Here is a 17,390-nt window from a genome sequence, read left to right as displayed (position 1 = left end):
TTGACCATAGAGCAATGCGCGACGCAATCAACGCTGCCAGCGACGCCCTTCATGCTTCACGCCATAGCTCGATGGCGTGCGGGCATAGGCTGCCAGTCCCGAAAGGGCGGCCTGCGGGTGAATGGCGACAAAGGTGGGAATGGACTGCATCATCTCCGTATGCGGCGCCTTGTCCTCGAATGCGGCCCGGAAGACCGGGCTCTTCAGCAGGGGGATGATCTTTTGCGAAATGCCGCCAGACAGGAAAACGCCGCCACGGGCCATGAAAACCAGAGCCATGTCGCCTGCAATCCGGCCAAGATAGGTGACGAACAGTGTCATGGTTTCCACGCAGACCGGATCATTGCCCTTTAGGGCATGCTGTGTCACATCGGCGGGATCGGTCCATACAGGCGCAATGCCATCGGCCGCGCAGATGGCATTGTAGAGATGCAGGATGCCGCGCCCGCACAGGATCTGCTCGCCGGAAATCCGGCCTTCGATCCGCTCGATATGTGGAAAAATCTGCCAATCCCGCTCGCTGCGCGGCCCGATATCCACATGTCCGCCTTCGCCGGGAACCGGAAACCAGGTATGATGGGTATAAAGCAGCCCACCAACACCAAGCCCGGTGCCGGGGCCCAGAATGACGCGGGAATTCAGCGATGTTTCGGTCAGGGGACCGATCGGTTCACGGTCGTTGCGCCCCAGTGATGCAGCGGCCAGCGCCTGCGCCTCGAAATCATTGACCACCAGCACATCGTCAAAGCCGAGATCGGCAATCATCGCCTTGGGACGAATGACCCAGGGACAATTGGTCAACGGAATTTCGTCATCCTTGATCGGACCGGCCACAGCCAGGATGGCCGAGCGCGGCTGGAAGCCGGATTTGTCGAGAATGCAATCCTGTATGGCCTGGTCGATGGTCGGGAAATCCGCTGTCCGGATATTGGGAAATTCCCTTGGCGCGGCATGGGCATCCGTCAGAATCCAGAAACGGGCATTGGTGCCGCCGATATCGCCGACAAGAACCGGAAAGGGCATGTGATCATTGTCATGAGGTTTTGGCATTGAAAAATCCATTTCTGGTCACGCGGCTTCGGCCTTGCGGTTTGATATTATTCCGTGATCACGGGCAACAGACGGTCGGCTGTCGCCCGGTTGAGCGCCATCGGTGTGTCGTAAAGAATAGCCAGTCGCATCAGCGCCTTGACATCGACGTCATGGGGCATGGGGGTGAGGGGATCGACGAAGAAGATCAGCATGGCGACTTCTTCCTGGGCGATCATCGCACCGATCTGCTGGTCGCCGCCCAGAGGGCCGCTTTTCATCCTGAGAACGTCCAGTTTCGGACAGGCGTCCTGCACCCGTGCGCCCGTGGTGCCGGTGGCGACAATCTGCCATTGCTCAAGAAAACTCTGATGATGGCGGGCAAACGCCGCCATCTGGTCCTTCATCTTGTCATGCGCGATCAGCGCAATCTTCTGGCGCTCAGCCATTGGTTCTCCCCTGAGCGTTTAAATCGATTTGCGGATCTCTTATACCAAGGGGCAGGGAATTGAAAAGCCGCCCCCGCCTGATCTTAGGGGCGCGGCGACGGCGATGGAACGTCCTCGCTCGGCAGGTTGGCATCATCAGGGGCGGCTGAGGAGGCTTTTACCGAGGCAGACCCCGGACTGACATAGGCCTTGGCGCCGCCAAAAGTCGCCTGTTTCTCGCTGGCGACAGCCGGAGCATCCAGCACCGCGGCACAGGCCTTGGGCAGGTCCGAAACCATCACGGGGCGTGGCGGCGGCGGGGGCTTGGCATTCGGGTCGCGTTTCTTCTGTTCCCACGGTTCCTTGGTAAACCACCAGGCCAGCGATTTGTCGCAGCCGTCGCCGGGAGCAACAGGCGCTTGCGGCTTGCAACCGGCGGCACCGGGCGGGCAGGAAAGCCGGATATGGAAATGGGCGTCATGGCCATAGATCGGACGGATCTTGCCCATATTGGTCCGGTCGCCCGTCCAGCTTTCGCAGAGTTTCTTCTTAATGGTTGGATTGACGAAAAGCCGCTCGACCTGCGGATAGCTTGCCGCCAGCATCAGCAGCCGGGCATGGGTCGGTGTCCAGGTCTGCGGATTGATCGTCAGGAACTTGTCCTTCAGGATCATCGAGGTAAAGGGCAGATCCTCGCGTTGCTGCACGGTCAGGCGTTTTGCAGGCATCGGGGTCAGCCAGATATCGGCGTCCAACCCGATCTGGTGGGAGGCATGGCCATTGGCCATCGGCCCGCCGCGCGGCTGGGCGATATCGCCGACCAGCAGCCCCGGCCAACCGATCTTCTGCGCATCGCGCGACAGTTGCTCAATGGTCTGGATCATCGCCGGATTGCCCCAGCGGCGATTGCGCGATAGCCGCATCGCCTGCCAATTGGGTCCATCCGTCGGCAGGGCGACCGCCCCGCTCATGCAGCCGCGCGCATAGGAACCATAGGGCATGACCGGCCCTGCATTGGGAAGGGTTTCCTGGGGGAAGGCGAGTTTTGCGGGTTGATCCGGCCCTGCCATGGCCATGTCGATCCCGAGTGAAAGAACCGCCAGCCCGGCTGTCATCGCCCGTAGCACTGTTGATCGTCTCGTCAAATTTCACCTCGTCCTTGCGGAATCATCCGTCTGCACCTCGATGAAACTAGGGTTTGCCAGACGAAAGTGGAACCCGGCTTTCCGCAAAACCGGAGAGTTTGTGTGGGTTTGCGTGCCAAAGCCTGTCTTTCGCCCGGTTTTGTCTTATCTTGTCAGCCAAATCACCACTGCAAGGGTCTCTTTCTCCGACAGAAATGTGGGGCATCACGCAGGTGGAAAGGCATTGTCGGCCTTTCTGTTGAAGTTCGAGGGTAATTTATGGCTGTCATCCGCGCCGGGGCAAAAATACGCGCATTGTTTTTGGGCCCATTGTTCTTGGGTCTCTGTGCCGCACAGAGCTTGGCCACTCAGGCTTTCGCAGAGGAGCCGCAATGGCGCTACGCCATCGGCGTGATCGATGCACCCAAATATCCCGAGGGTTTTCAACGCTTCAACTATGTCAATCCCGATGCGCCGAAGGCGTGGGAATTGAAACTTTCGTCGCTCGGCAGCACCTTCGATACCTTCAATCCGATCGCGGGTAAGGGGCAGTTGGCAGATGGTGTCCAGGTGCTGCTATCGTCGCCCCCTGGCGCATCGCTTGTGACCGAAACCCTGCTCAAATCCTCGCTCGATGAGGATGGCGTCAGCTACGGTCTGCTGGCGGAGGCGCTCGCCTATCCCGACGACGTTTCCTATGTGAAATTTCGGCTGCGGCGCGAGGCCAAATGGGCGGATGGCCAGCCAGTCACCCCGGATGATGTTGTTTTCAGTTTCGATGCCGTCAAGCAGCTCAACCCGGCGGCTGCGATTTATTATAGTCATGTTGTGAAGGCCGAAAAGACTGGCGACCAGGAAGTCACGTTCACGTTCGATCAGAAAGGCAACAAGGAACTGCCTTCGATTGTCGGGCAACTCGACGTCGTTCCAAAGCATTGGTGGCAAGCCCAGGGACCCGATGGCAAGCCGCGTGACATCTCCAAGACGACGCTTGAGCCGATCATGGGATCTGGTCCCTATCGCATCGCCGGATTTTCGCCGGGTGGATCGGTGCGCTACGAATTGCGGGATGACTATTGGGGCAAGGATATCAACGTCAATATCGGCTACAATAATTTCCGCAGTATATCCTACACCTATTATGCCGATATCAATGTCGCATTCGAAGGTTTCCGTTCTGGCGCGACCGATCTGTGGCTTGAAAATTCCGCCATGCGCTGGACCAAGTCCTACGATTTTCCGGCTGCCGTCCAAGGCAGAATCAAGCGCGAGCAGATCCCGAACGATTACCGCAAAGCCGGCTTGATGATGGGCTTCTTCCTCAATACGCGGCGGGAGCAGTTCAAGGATGTGAATGTCCGCAAGGCGTTGAATTATGCTTTCGATTTCGAGGAACTGAACCGAACGGTGTTTTTCGGGCTCTACAAGCGGATCGACAGCTATTTCTATGGAAATGACCTGGCCTCCAGCGGCTTGCCTGAGGGCAAGGAGTTGGAGATCCTGAACGGGATCAAGCAATATGTGCCGCCGGAGGTGTTCTCCACGGTCTATAAAAATCCGGTCAATGGAGACCCCGCAAAGCAGCGTGACAATCTGCGCATGGCTATTTCGCTTTTCGCCAAGGCAGGCTACGAATTGCGCGGCAACCGGATGGTGTCCAAGGCGACCGGCAAACCGTTCACGTTCGAAATTTTGCTGGATGGTCCGCTCATCGAGCGGGTGGCATTGCCCTATGCCAATAATCTGCGAAAAATCGGCATCGAGGTCAATGTCCGAAGCGTCGATTCCTCCCAATTCACCAGCCGGTTGCGTAGCTTCGATTATGACGCCGTCTATTATGTTGCGGAGCAATCCACCAATCCCGGCAATGAGCAGCGCGATTACTGGGGGTCGGCCAGTGCCGACACCACGGCTTCGCGCAATTATGCCGGTATAAAGAATCCGGGCATCGATGCCTTGATCGACCAGATTATCTTTGCGAAAGACCGCGACACTTTGATCGCAACCGCCCACGCCCTCGACAGGCTGCTGCTGGCGGGCGCTTATGTCGTGCCGTCCTACACCCGCGGCGAGATGTGGTTTGCCTATTGGGACAAGTTTGCCCATCCCCAGGACCTGCCGGAATTTGCCAGTGGTTTCCCCGATATCTGGTGGTCAAAGCAAGCCTCGAATTAACCCTATGCATGACCATACGGCGGCATAGGCAGTGACAGCCTGCTTTGCAGGCCGCATTTCAGCCGCTACCAATAGGCGGGGCGAATCAGCGCCCCGAACATACGACAAGAGCAATAAAGGACGGATGGATTGGCAAAACATGATGGCATGGTGAACACGGGAGCGTTCCGCTGATGGGCGCCTATATCCTGCGCCGCCTGCTGTTGATGATCCCGACCATGGTCGGCATCATGGGCATTTCCTTCCTGGTCATCCAGTTTGCCCCCGGCGGTCCGGTGGAACAAGTGGTGGCGCAGTTAAGCGGCCAGGGCGACAGCGCCGACCAGCGGCTTTCCGGCGGTGGCGATATCGTCAGCCAGGGCGGCATGGGCGATGGCGGATCGAACTATCGCGGCGCCCAGGGGCTGGACCCGGATCTGATCAAGAAACTGGAAAAGCAGTTCGGCTTCGACAAGCCGCCGCTCACCCGGTTTCTCGACATGATGTGGAACTATATCCGCTTCGATTTCGGCGAGAGCTTCTTCCGAAACACCTCGGTGATCGACCTGATTGTCGAGAAAATGCCGGTCTCGATCTCGCTCGGCGTCTGGGTTCTGTTGCTGTCCTATGCGATTTCCATTCCGCTCGGTATCCGCAAGGCGGTCAAGGACGGCTCGACCTTCGATGTCTGGACCTCCGGCATCGTCGTGGTCGGCTATGCCGTGCCGGGCTTCCTGTTCGGCATTCTGCTGATCGTGCTGTTTGCCGGTGGCTCCTTCTACAATTGGTTTCCGCTGCGTGGCCTGACCTCCGATAATTTCGCCGATCTCAGCTGGTGGCAGAAGATCCTCGATTATTTCTGGCATCTGACCCTGCCGCTGACCGCATTGCTGCTTTCGGCCTTTGCCACCACGACGCTGCTCACCAAGAATTCCTTCATTGACGAGATCAAGAAACAATATGTGGTGACGGCCCGCGCCAAGGGCCTCAGCGAGCATCGGGTGCTCTATGGCCATGTGTTTCGCAATGCCATGCTGATCGTCATTGCTGGTATTCCCGGCGCTTTCGTTTCGGCCTTCTTCACCGGTTCGCTGCTGATCGAGAATATCTTCTCACTGGATGGCCTGGGGCGTCTCGGCTATCTGTCGATCATCAACCGCGATTATCCGATCGTGTTTGCCACGCTTTATATCTTCTCGCTGCTGGGGCTGGTGGTCAGCCTTGTCTCGGATTTGATCTATACCTGGATTGATCCCCGCATCGATTTTGACCGGAGGGATGTCTGATGGCAGCCGTTCCCGAACACCTGGCCAAGCCGCCAAAAAAGCCGTTCCTGACCCCGATCAACCGGCGGCGCCTGGAGAATTTCAAGGCCAACCGGCGCGGCTCCTGGTCCTTCTGGATCTTCATGGTTCTGTTCGGGCTTAGCCTCTGTGCCGAGCTGATCGCCAATGACCGGCCAATCATCGCCTCCTACAAGGGCGAGATCCTGTTTCCTGTCGCCATCAATTATCCGGAGGAAAAATTCGGCGGCTTTCTGGCTGTCACCGATTATCGCTCCAGCTTTGTCTCGGACGAAATCAACGCCCATGGCTGGATGATCTGGCCGCCGATCCGCTATTCCTATCGCACGGTGAATTCGGAAATCCCGCAATCGGCCCCGACGCCGCCCTTCTGGCTGATGGACGCCAAGCAACGCTGCTCGGCCTATCCGAAAGGTGCGGATGACCCGAATTGCATTCTCGGTAACATGAACTGGCTTGGCACCGACGATCAGGCTCGCGATGTCATGGCGCGGATGATTTACGGCTTCCGCATTTCCGTACTGTTCGGCCTGGCGCTGACGATGATTTCTGCGGTGATCGGCGTGTCCGCGGGTGCCGTGCAAGGCTATTTCGGTGGCAAGACCGATCTGTTGATGCAGCGGTTCATTGAGATCTGGTCATCGATCCCGCTGCTTTACATTCTGCTGATCATCGCCTCGCTGCTGCCGCCGGGCTTCTTCATTCTGCTGGGCATCATGCTGCTGTTCACCTGGGTGCATTTCGTCGGCATCGTGCGGGCGGAGTTTCTGCGGGCCAGAAACTTCGAATATGTCAATGCTGCCCGAGCGCTTGGTGTCGGTAACTGGACCATCATGCGCCGCCATCTGCTGCCTAATGCCATGGTGGCAACGTTGACCTTCCTGCCCTTCATCCTGTCGGGATCGATCACCACCCTGACCTCGCTGGATTTCCTTGGCCTCGGCATGCCGCCCGGTTCGCCTTCGCTGGGTGAGTTGATCGCCCAGGGCAAGCGCAATCTGCAAGCGCCCTGGCTGGGGCTGACGGCCTTCTTCACCATGGCGATCATGCTGTCCCTGCTGATTTTCGTCGGCGAGGCGGTGCGCGATGCCTTCGATCCGAGGAAGACCTTCAAATGAGCGCGCCTCTTCTGTCCGTTCGCGATCTATCGGTCGCCTTTCATCAGGGCGAAAGCCAGAGCCTTGCCGTGGATCACGTCAGCTTCGATATAGCACCGGGGGAAATCCTGGCGCTGGTGGGCGAATCCGGCTCCGGCAAATCGGTCTCGGCTGCCTCGATCCTCAAACTCCTGCCCTATCCCGCTGCCAGCCATCCCTCCGGCCAGATCCTGTTTGACGGGCGGGATCTGATGACCCTGTCCGAGCCGGCGTTGCGTGCGGTGCGCGGCAATGACATCACTATGATCTTCCAGGAGCCGATGACCTCGCTCAACCCGCTGCACAGCATCGAGCAGCAGATTGGCGAGATCCTGGAACTCCATCAGTCGCTGACCGGAGAGGCCGCCCGCAAGCGGACGCTGGAACTGCTGCTTCAGGTCGGCATTCGCGAGCCGGAAAAGCGGCTCTCGGCCTTTCCGCATGAATTGTCCGGCGGCCAGCGTCAGCGGGTGATGATTGCCATGGCGCTTGCCAACCGGCCAAAGCTGCTGGTGGCCGATGAGCCGACCACGGCGCTGGATGTGACGGTGCAGGCCCAGATTCTGGAGCTTCTGGCCGGGCTGAAGCATGAGCATGGCATGTCCATGCTGTTCATCACCCATGATCTCGGCATCGTCCGTAAATTCGCCGACCGCGTCTGTGTGATGACCGGCGGTAAAATCGTTGAAAGCGGCCCGGTCGAGTCGATCTTCGCCAATCCGCAACATGCCTATACCAGGAAATTGCTGGCATCCGAGCCGCGCGGTGTGCCGCCGGAAACCGATCTGGCAAAGCCTGTCGTAATGGAAGGGCAGGAGATCCGTGTCTGGTTCCCGATCAAGGCCGGGTTTCTGCGCCGGGTAGTGGACAATGTGAAGGCCGTGGACGGTGTCGATCTGACGCTGCGCGCCGGACAGACGCTTGGCGTGGTCGGTGAATCCGGCTCCGGCAAGACCACGCTGGGGCTGGCGCTGGCCCGGCTGATCTCGTCCGAGGGCCGGATCGGCTTTCTCGGCAAGAATATCGACGGCTATTCATTTAAGCAGATGCGACCGCTGCGTGACCGTTTGCAAGTAGTGTTCCAGGACCCGTTCGGGGCGCTGAGCCCGCGCATGTCGGTGGGGGATATCATTGCCGAGGGATTGCGAGTGCATGAGCGGAGCCTGTCGGCAGCAGAGCGTGACAGGCGGGTCTGCTGGGCGCTGGAGGAAGTAGGTCTGGATATCGCCACCCGCTGGCGTTATCCGCATGAGTTTTCCGGTGGCCAACGGCAGCGTATCGCCATTGCCCGTGCCATGGTGCTGAAACCGCGCTTCGTGATGCTGGATGAGCCGACCTCGGCGCTGGATATGACCGTGCAGGCGCAGGTGGTGGATCTGTTGCGCGACTTGCAGAGCCGCCATGACCTCGCCTATCTGTTCATCAGCCACGACCTGAAAGTGGTGAAGGCGCTGGCCAATGACATCATCGTCATGCGTTCAGGAAAAGTTGTCGAGCAGGGACCGGCGCAGGAGGTTTTCGGCGCCCCGAAACAGGATTATACCAAGGCTCTTCTGGCTGCCGCATTCGACCTCAAGGCCATGAATATCGGTGGCGTCAGCCAATAATACCAGTCTCTGCAAGGATGCCCCCACATGTCCGCCAAGCCTCCCGTGGTGATCGACCTCAAGTTTTCACGCGCCGCCATGCAGGCAGCGCTGGCCGGGGCCTTTGCGGACCGTGAGGTGATCGATCTCGGTGATCCCGAGAACGCTGGCAGGGACCTGTCGGCCGCAGCCTATGCGGTGTTGTGGAAGCCGGAGCCATCGCTGTTTACCCGCGCTTCGGGTCTCAAAGTGCTGTTTTCCGGTGGCGCCGGTGTCGATCACGTCCTGACACTGCCGGGTCTGCCCGACTTGCCGATCGTGCGCTTCGTTGACCGCAGCCTGACGGACAGGATGAGCGAATGGGTGGTGGTGAACTGTCTCTATCACCTGCGCCATATGGGCCAATATCTCAGGCAGCAGCGCGATACGGTCTGGAATGAGAAGGATCTCCAGCCGGAAGCCCGCGATGTTACCGTCGGTGTCATGGGGCTGGGGGTTCTGGGCCAGGATGCGGCGCGCAAACTGAAGGTGATGGGATTTGACGTGATCGGCTGGTCGCGGCGCAAACGCGAGATTGACGGGATCGACACCTATGACGAGGCGCGGATCGATGAATTCCTGGCCCGTACCGATATCCTTGTCGGCCTCCTGCCGCTGACCCCGGAAACCCGGGGCCTCTATGATAGCAGCCTGTTTTCACGCCTGCGGCAGGGCGGAGCGCTGGACAAGCCGGTGTTTCTCAATGCTGGTCGTGGGGGGAGCCAGGTGGAAGCGGATGTCATCACCGCCTTGCAGAAAGGCGTGCTGGGTGGCGCATCGCTTGATGTGTTTGAAAAAGAACCGCTGGCGATGGATAGCCCGCTATGGGCCATGGAGAATGTCGTCCTGACCCCTCATGCGGCTGCGGCCTCGGATGTACGGGCGCTGTTTGCCCATGTGGAGACGCAGATCACGCGGTTTGAGGCGGGTGAGGCGCTGGATCATGTCGTGGACCGTTCTGCGGGGTATTGATCCCGGAACCTTTGCCTTGTCGGTACGTTGGCCTTCATGAGTGTTTACGTATGATTGCGTATGAAACAGATGGAGGCTCTTCGCATGGCAGGACCAGGCAATTTCGACCCCGCTGATAGAAACCTGAATACGACGCCCGAAACGCCGGGAGCAGAGCGCCCGCTGGAGCCGACCGAGGCGCGGCAGGGCTTTCGCGGGAAGCCTGTGCTGATCGTTCTGTTGGCAGGACTGGTTCTGGCGCTGGTTGCGTGGATACCGGCGGAATGGTGGGGGCAGAAAATTGCACCCTCAACGGACCCGGCCACCGAAACGACACGCCCAACGACTGCGCCGCAGCAGCCGAGCCAACCAAGCACCACGCCGTGATTGCGACAGGCGGGCGGCGCATTCGGCCAAGATAGGATTTCCCCGCCACTGGACTTTGGTCACAGTTTTTTCGATAAGGTTGATCCTGAAGGCCAACGCCATGCGGCGGTGGCTATAATGGTGCGGCCAAAACCAGGCCGGCGGCAGGCGGCGAGGACAAATGGCAAAGGCGGATATTGCAAGGCGGGTCTATAACCATGCCTGGAAGCTTGACCCTATCGTGCGCAGCCTGCTCGATACCGATTTCTATAAGCTGTTGATGTTACAGATGATCTGGAAGCTTTATCCAGATGTCGATGTGACGTTCACGCTGATCAACCGTACGACTACGGTGCGAATCGCCGACGAGATTGACGAGGCGGAACTGCGCGCCCAACTCGACCATGTCCGCACGCTTGGTATCAGCAAAAAAGAATTGATTTGGCTGGCGGGCAATAGTTTTTATGGCCGTACCCAGATTTTCGAGCCGGAATTTCTGTCCTGGTTGTCGACAATTCGCCTGCCGCCCTACGAGCTTTCCAAGCGCGATGGCCAATATGAGCTGACCTTCCGCGGGCGATGGATGGAAACCACGCTGTGGGAAATCCCGGCCCTGGCGATTATCAACGAACTGCGTTCGCGGGCTGCGCTGAAATCACTCGGCTATTTTACGCTGGATGTTATCTACGCCCGTGCCAAGGCGAAGATGTGGGAAAAGGTCGAGCGGCTGAAGCAATTGCCGGGCCTGCGGATTTCCGATTTCGGCACCCGCCGTCGCCACAGCTTCCTGTGGCAAAGGTGGTGTGTGGAAGCCCTAAAGGAAGGTATTGGCGAAGCTTTTACCGGCACCAGCAATGTATTGCTGGCTATGGATTCGGATCTGGAAGCGGTCGGCACCAATGCCCATGAATTGCCGATGGTGGCGGCGGCCTTGGCAAAGACCGATGCTGAACTGGCCAATGCGCCCTATAAAGTGCTTCAGGACTGGAACACGCTCTATAACGGCAATCTGCTGATTGTTTTGCCCGATGCCTTCGGCACATCGGCTTTCCTGCGCGATGCGCCGCCCTGGGTGGCGGATTGGACCGGTTTTCGACCTGACAGCGCCCCACCGATCGAAGGCGGCGAGAGGATCATTGCCTGGTGGGAGAAAATGGGCCGCGATCCGCGCCAGAAACTATTGATTTTTTCCGACGGTCTGGATGTGGATGCCATCATCGACACTTACCGTCATTTCGAAGGCCGGGTGCGAATGAGCTTTGGCTGGGGCACCAACCTCACCAATGATTTCATCGGCTGCGCACCCCATGATATTGCCGGGTTAAAGCCGATTTCCATCGTCTGCAAGATCACCGAAGCCAATGGCCGGCCCGCCGTCAAACTCTCCGACAATCCCTTGAAGGCAACTGGAGAACCCGCCGAAGTCGAACGCTACCTGAAATTCTTCGGGTCCGAGGACCGTGTGGAGCATGCTGTAAAGGTATAAGGCCTGCGTCGAGGGATCAGGAGGGTTCGTTTTTGGCAAGCCAGCTTTCCAGCGCCGCGATGGCTTTCAGCCTCAATGCGGCTTTGCGTGCCAGAGCCTTTAACAGGCTCCTGTCATTGGCGCCAAAACCGAGTTCCTGCATGACCTCGCCCGGCTTCAGCCGCCGCCGCGCCATGACGGCTTCAATGCGGATAATCGTTTCCGGCAACAGATAGCGGCCATTGGCAATCGGGCCGGAGGCAGATTTTTGCACGGACAGGGTTGACCGGGGCAAAGTGCTTTCCAGTACCTCGCCGTTTTTCTGGGTTGTCAGCCAGGCGATAAACGCCTGCCGCTCTTCCAAGCCCGCCTTTTTCCAGGAGTTTTTCAGCTTCTCCAACCGGCTGCGTTGCGGTCGCAGTCCCGCCAATTCAAGCGCCACCCGCAGAGAACCAATGCGGCCCGCCAAAAAATCACTGTAAATGCCGGGAAACGTTGAGCGGAGACGCTCTACCTCCGCAGCTTTCATCTGTCTTTCCGCTTTCGCCATCGTCCGATCACCGCTGCTTTTTCGAAGCGGTGTATCCGGGATCAGTCGTCAAGACCATGGCACAAAGAGAAAGCCAACACATTCTGTCGAACCTGCTGGACGTTTTAGACAGTCAATATAATGGAATTACCGGCTTACGGGACTTAATGGCGGACAGGGAGGGATTCGAACCCTCGGTACGCTTTCACGCACACACGCGTTCCAGGCGTGCGCCTTAAACCACTCGGCCACCTGTCCGTTTTTCGAAAAGCTTGCTGCTGGGCAGCTTGACCGTTCGGGCGGGACATATATCAAGGATTCGGCGGCGATCAACCCAAATCTGACAGTTTTTCGACAAAGCCTCGGAAATCTTTTATCAGGCGCTGGATTGCGCGCTTGGGCCTACAGCGCCGTACGCCCTATATGGCGCACAAAGGTTGGCTTTAGCGCTTTATATCTGCTGCATAATTTTCTCTTTAAACCGATTCCGGTTTAAGGAATTATGCAGTAGACCGGCAATCCTGTAAAAGCGGGCGCGGGCAAGATGGAAAGAGACGGGGATGATCCGGTTTTTATTGCGCATTCTCAGTTTCATCATGCTTGTTCTCGCCATCGTGGCGGGGACGACCGATGCCATAGAGTCCGTCGCTTCCTCGGATGTCGTCACAACGGGTTTCGGTTCGCTTTGGGCCGATATCGGCCCGGCCAGCCTTGCCGTGGTCAAGCAGGCAATCACCGCCCATATCAGCAGTGACGCCTTGCAGCTGGCGGATAAAGGCATATTGCAGCAGCCGGCTTTTGCGGTTTTCCTGACCATGGCTCTTTTGCTGTGGATCGCCGGCTATAAACGGCGGTCGCCTGCCGGGCGGTTCGCAGCCTGATATTCCGATCTACTGCATAATTCCTTAAATCGGAATCGATTTAAGGAATTATGCAGTAGATTTAAAGTGTTACAGCGTCCTTTGTGCGTTTTATAAAACGCACGGCGCTGTAATGCACGCTCCCGGTCTATGACGTCGGTAATACCTATCGCTCTGAGGTGTATTCTGGCGTCATGTGGATTTAGAGCTGTAAAAGGCTATTTGCGGAGAGACGTCTGCCGTAAAAACTACTCGGGCGGGTCTGTTTTATGGCGCCGAGGAAGGCCATCAACACTCTCTGGCCAAGAACGCCTGTGGTTAACGCAGGCTGTGCTATACAGGCGTGCGTCGCCTGCCGCTAAAAATACAGCAAACAAACCGTTGATGCGGCTGGTTTTTCGTCTTTCAGCTTTAAAAAACAGCAGTCCTGTTAATATTTACCAGTTGAAAAAAATCTGGTGAATTTTTTGGAAAGCCGTGCAAGGATGCGGCCCAGCCGAACCTAAGAGGGGGCGGGCTGGCCGTGGTGACGCAATTCTCCGTCGCGCATGGAAAGCCTATAAAGAACAACACAAGCAACATCAGGGCTGCACAATGAAGAAATCCCTTATCACGCTGTTTGCCATGGCCGCCATGTCGGCCTCGGCGCTCGCTGCCGACATCAAGCCGGCGCTCGTCTATGGCACCGGCGGCAAGTTCGACAAATCCTTCAACGAGGCAGCATTCAACGGCGCGGACAAGTTCGAAAAGGAAACCGGCATCAAGTTCCGGGATTTCGAACCGACCAGCGATACCCAGGGCGAACAGGCGATCCGCAACTTTGCCTCCAAGGGTTTCAGCCCGATCGTCGCGGTATCCTTCGCCTGGACCTCGGCCATGGAAAAGGTCGCGACCGAATTTCCAGAAACCAAATTCGTGATCGTCGATTCGGTCGTGGATAAGCCGAATGTCCGCTCGGTGGTCTTCAAGGAAGAAGAAGGCTCCTATCTGGTTGGTCTTCTGGCCGGCATGGCCTCCAAAACCGGCAAAGTCAGCTTTGTCGGCGGCATGGACATTCCGCTGATCCGCAAGTTCGAATGCGGCTATGAGCAGGGCGCACGCGCTGCCAATCCGAAGATCCAAGTGTTGCAGAACATGGTTGGCACGACAGGTGCGGCCTGGAACGATCCGGTCCGCGCTGGCGAGTTGACCAAGAACCAGATGGACCAGGGCTCCGACGTGATCTACGCGGCGGCCGGTGCATCCGGGATGGGCGTGTTGCAGACCGCAGCCGATGCCAAGAAACTGTCAATCGGCGTCGATTCCAACCAGAACCATCTGCATCCGGGTTCCGTGCTCACATCCATGGTCAAGCGCGTCGATCTGGCTGTCTATAACGCCTATGCCGATGCCAAGGCTGACAAGTTTAAGCCTGGCCTGGAAGTGCTTGGCGTCAAGGAAGACGGCGTGATGGCAGCACTCGACGACAACAACAAGGCATTGATTACACCGGAAATGAAGGCGGCTGTTGAAAAGGCCCGCGCCGATATCATTGCCGGCACAGTCAAGGTTCATGATTACATGGCAGACAATTCCTGCCCGAAGTGATCTGAAACGAGGGCGCGAGCGGCATTCCGCCTCGCGCCCTTTTCATGTCCGTTAGAGCGTTTTCGCTTTTCGTCGAACAGCGAAAATTCTCTCTCTTTTTGCATTTCCGGACGCAAAACTGCTTCGCACCTTTGCTGGAAATACTCTCTCCGGAGTTTTGCACGTGGCCCAAACCCCTGCGATTGAACTCATCGGGATCGACAAGAAATTCGGTCCGGTTCATGCCAACAAGAATATCAACCTGACAGTGGCCAAGGGCTCGATCCATGGCATTATCGGTGAAAACGGTGCCGGGAAATCGACGCTGATGTCGATCCTCTATGGATTTTACCAGGCAGATGGCGGCGAGATCAAAATCGGCGGCCAGGCGACGGTCATCAAGGACAGCCAGGCGGCCATTTCCAGCGGCATCGGCATGGTGCATCAGCATTTCATGCTGGTCGAAAATTTTACCGTGCTGGAAAATGTCATGCTGGGTGCCGAAGGTGGCGCTTTGCTGGCCAAGGGAACGGCAGCGGCCCGCGCCTCCCTAAAGCAGCTGGAAACGGATTACGGGCTGGATGTCGATCCCGATGCCGTGGTCGAGGAATTGCCGGTCGGTCGCCAGCAGCGGGTGGAAATTCTGAAAGCGCTGTATCGCGGCGCCGATATTCTCATTCTCGACGAGCCGACAGGGGTGCTGACGCCTGCCGAGGCCGATCATCTGTTCAAGATCCTGCGCGTGCTGCGCGATCAGGGCAAAACGGTTATCCTGATTACCCACAAACTGCGGGAAATCATGGCGATTACCGATACGGTTTCCGTCATGCGGCGCGGCGAAATCGTTGCCACCCGCAAGACGGCGGAGACCACTGTAGAGGAATTGGCGGAGCTGATGGTTGGCCGCCGGGTGCTGCTGCGGGTCGACAAGCAGCCTGCACAGCCGCGAGACGTTCTGCTGTCGGTGCGCAACCTGACCGTCAAGGACAGTCGCGGCGTCGTCATGGTCGATGATGTGTCCTTCGATGTGCGCGAAGGTGAGATTGTCGGCATTGCTGGCGTAGCGGGCAATGGCCAGAGCGAATTGCTGGAAGCGATCACCGGCATTCGCAAGCCGGTATCGGGCGAGATCCTCATCGCTGGCAAATCAGTCACCGGTTACGATCCTGCTCGATTAAGAGATCTTGGCCTTGCCCATATCCCTGAAGATCGCCATCATATGGGCCTTGTCCTGCCCTTTGAGGAAAGCCAGAACGCTATTCTTGGCTATCACCGCGACGAGCGCTACGGAAAAGGCATGTTTCTCGATCCGAAGGCGATCCGCGCTGCTGCCGAGGTCGAGATTGCCAAATATGATATCCGACCACCCAATCCCCGATTGAAGACGGCCAATTTTTCGGGCGGCAATCAGCAGAAGATCGTCGTTGCCCGCGAGATCGAGCGCGATCCGAATGTGCTGATTATCGGCCAGCCGACCCGTGGCGTCGATATCGGCGCCATTGAATTCATTCACCGGCGCATCGTCGAAACCCGTGACAAGGGCAAGGCGCTGCTGCTGGTATCGGTGGAACTGGATGAAATCCGCTCCTTGTCCGACCGCATCCTGGTGATGTTTGCCGGCAAGGTGGTGGGCGAAAAGACGGCAGATGCCGATGAACAGACGCTGGGCCTGATGATGGCCGGCATTGCCGCTTGAGGTTTTGATGAGTACCGCTTCCATTCCGCTGCCGAACTGGATCACCTACGGGCTTTTGCCGTTGATCAACCTGCTGCTGGCTTTTTTGATTTCAGGCCTGGTCGTGTGGATCATCGGCGAAAATCCCTGGGACGCTCTGGTCCTCATGCTTCAGGGCGCGCTGGGTCGCGGTGAAGGCATTGGTTTTACGCTCTATTATGCCACCAATTTCATCTTTACCGGCCTGTCGGTTGCGGTTGCCTATCATGCCGGGCTGTTCAATATCGGCTCCGAGGGTCAGGCCTATGTCGGTGGCCTTGGCGCGGCGCTGGTGGCCTTGGCATTGGACCATTATTGTCCCTGGTATGTCACCATGCCGTTTGCGGTGATCGGGGCGGCTCTGTTCGGGGCGGCCTGGGCGTTGATCCCGGCCTGGTTGCAGGCAAAACGCGGCAGCCATATCGTTATCACCACCATCATGTTCAACTTCATCGGCGCGGCGCTGATGGTGTATCTGCTGGTGCATGTGCTGATCGTGCCGGGCAAGATGGCGCCGGAAACCCGGACCTTTCTTGTGGGCGGTCAATTGCCGAAGCTGGATTGGCTGATGGCGTTGTTTGGCCTGAAGCTCGGCCCGGCACCCTTCAACGTCTCCTTCATCATCGCTCTTGTCATGGCGGCGGCTGTCTGGGTGCTGATCTGGCGCACCAAGCTTGGCTATGAAATGCGCACGCTCGGCATCAGCCGTTCGGCGGCGGCCTATGCCGGCATTCCCTATGTGAAAATCGTTATCATCACCATGCTGATATCAGGCGGTCTGGCCGGTATGATGTCGCTGAATACGGTGATGGGCGCTTCCGCTCGCCTCCAGGTGGAGTTTGTCGGCGGCGCGGGCTTTGTCGGTATTGCGGTCAGCCTGATGGGCCGCAGCCATCCGCTCGGCATCGTCATTGCGGCCATCCTGTTCGGCGTGCTCTACCAGGGCGGCGCGGAACTGTCTTTCGACATGCCCAATATCACCCGCGACATGATCGTGGTCATCCAGGGTCTGGTGATCCTGTTTGCAGGCGCGTTGGAATTCATGTTCCGACCGGCGCTGGTGCGTTTCTACCAGACGATTGCCCGCCCGGCTGCCCGCCCCGCCTCGTCAAGCCCAGCCAAGTCAAACAAGTGAGGAT

15 protein-coding genes and 1 tRNA gene are annotated in these 17,390 nt (G+C 58.0%); 11 read left to right on the top strand and 5 right to left on the bottom strand.

The genetic code is table 11. The features are described from left to right. Positions 1-27: 27 nt before the first annotated feature. The 3 genes from V6582_RS10015 to mepA form a co-directional block, all read right to left on the bottom strand. Positions 28-1,050, bottom strand: coding sequence for a glucokinase (locus V6582_RS10015; protein ID WP_156631161.1), 1,023 nt, complete (start codon positions 1,048-1,050; stop codon positions 28-30). Positions 1,051-1,097: 47 nt separating this feature from the next. Further along, complete coding sequence (locus V6582_RS10010) at positions 1,098-1,478, bottom strand: methylglyoxal synthase (RefSeq protein WP_060719362.1); 381 nt, start codon at positions 1,476-1,478, stop codon at positions 1,098-1,100. Between the two features lie 83 nt (positions 1,479-1,561). Beyond that, positions 1,562-2,572 (bottom strand): penicillin-insensitive murein endopeptidase, encoded by a 1,011-nt coding sequence (gene mepA, locus V6582_RS10005; RefSeq protein ID WP_156631273.1) that lies wholly within the window; start codon positions 2,570-2,572, stop codon positions 1,562-1,564. Positions 2,573-2,860: 288 nt separating this feature from the next. Here mepA and V6582_RS10000 point away from each other — a divergent pair, with 288 nt between their 5' ends. From V6582_RS10000 to pncB, 7 genes are all read left to right on the top strand, one after another. Beyond that, positions 2,861-4,756: an extracellular solute-binding protein gene (locus tag V6582_RS10000; protein ID WP_156631160.1), complete on the top strand. Its 1,896-nt coding sequence runs from the start codon at positions 2,861-2,863 to the stop codon at positions 4,754-4,756. A 173-nt stretch (positions 4,757-4,929) separates the two neighbouring features. After that, the gene (locus V6582_RS09995) at positions 4,930-6,021 is read left to right on the top strand and encodes a microcin C ABC transporter permease YejB (RefSeq protein ID WP_012654685.1); all 1,092 of its coding nucleotides are present in this window, start codon (positions 4,930-4,932) and stop codon (positions 6,019-6,021) included. Beyond that, entirely contained in the window at positions 6,021-7,157 is a 1,137-nt protein-coding gene (locus V6582_RS09990; RefSeq protein WP_060719359.1) for an ABC transporter permease, read from the top strand. The genes V6582_RS09995 and V6582_RS09990 overlap by 1 nt, the downstream gene beginning before the upstream one ends. After that, positions 7,154-8,782: an ABC transporter ATP-binding protein gene (locus V6582_RS09985; RefSeq protein WP_156631159.1), complete on the top strand. Its 1,629-nt coding sequence runs from the start codon at positions 7,154-7,156 to the stop codon at positions 8,780-8,782. Before V6582_RS09990 ends, V6582_RS09985 begins: the two co-directional genes overlap by 4 nt. Positions 8,783-8,809: 27 nt before the next feature. After that, positions 8,810-9,772, top strand: coding sequence for a 2-hydroxyacid dehydrogenase (locus V6582_RS09980; protein WP_156631158.1), 963 nt, complete (start codon positions 8,810-8,812; stop codon positions 9,770-9,772). Positions 9,773-9,856: 84 nt separating this feature from the next. After that, positions 9,857-10,138: a hypothetical protein gene (locus V6582_RS09975; RefSeq protein WP_012654689.1), complete on the top strand. Its 282-nt coding sequence runs from the start codon at positions 9,857-9,859 to the stop codon at positions 10,136-10,138. 160 nt (positions 10,139-10,298) lie between these two features. Continuing rightward, positions 10,299-11,603, top strand: a complete 1,305-nt coding sequence (gene pncB / locus V6582_RS09970; RefSeq protein ID WP_156631157.1) for a nicotinate phosphoribosyltransferase — start codon at positions 10,299-10,301, stop codon at positions 11,601-11,603. A 16-nt stretch (positions 11,604-11,619) separates the two neighbouring features. On the opposite strand, the gene V6582_RS09965 is transcribed toward pncB, so the two are convergent. Then, a complete protein-coding gene (locus V6582_RS09965) occupies positions 11,620-12,111 on the bottom strand; it encodes a hypothetical protein (protein ID WP_156631156.1) in 492 nt (163 codons plus the stop codon). 168 nt (positions 12,112-12,279) lie between these two features. Continuing rightward, a tRNA-Ser gene (locus tag V6582_RS09960) sits at positions 12,280-12,369 on the bottom strand. 302 nt (positions 12,370-12,671) lie between these two features. On the opposite strand from V6582_RS09960, the gene V6582_RS09955 reads away from it, so the two are divergent. From V6582_RS09955 to V6582_RS09940, 4 genes are all read left to right on the top strand, one after another. Further along, positions 12,672-12,992: a hypothetical protein gene (locus V6582_RS09955; RefSeq protein WP_156549061.1), complete on the top strand. Its 321-nt coding sequence runs from the start codon at positions 12,672-12,674 to the stop codon at positions 12,990-12,992. Between the two features lie 573 nt (positions 12,993-13,565). Next, positions 13,566-14,558 (top strand): BMP family lipoprotein, encoded by a 993-nt coding sequence (locus V6582_RS09950; RefSeq protein WP_156631155.1) that lies wholly within the window; start codon positions 13,566-13,568, stop codon positions 14,556-14,558. Between the two features lie 163 nt (positions 14,559-14,721). After that, positions 14,722-16,233 (top strand): ABC transporter ATP-binding protein, encoded by a 1,512-nt coding sequence (locus tag V6582_RS09945; RefSeq protein WP_070163957.1) that lies wholly within the window; start codon positions 14,722-14,724, stop codon positions 16,231-16,233. Positions 16,234-16,240: 7 nt separating this feature from the next. Next, the gene (locus tag V6582_RS09940; protein WP_156631154.1) at positions 16,241-17,386 is read left to right on the top strand and encodes an ABC transporter permease; all 1,146 of its coding nucleotides are present in this window, start codon (positions 16,241-16,243) and stop codon (positions 17,384-17,386) included. Positions 17,387-17,390: the final 4 nt, after the last annotated feature.

Origin of the sequence: Agrobacterium vitis (genome assembly GCF_037039395.1) — a bacterium.
Taxonomy (GTDB): domain Bacteria; phylum Pseudomonadota; class Alphaproteobacteria; order Rhizobiales; family Rhizobiaceae; genus Allorhizobium; species Allorhizobium vitis_E.
This window is presented reverse-complemented; position numbering and strand designations above follow the sequence as displayed.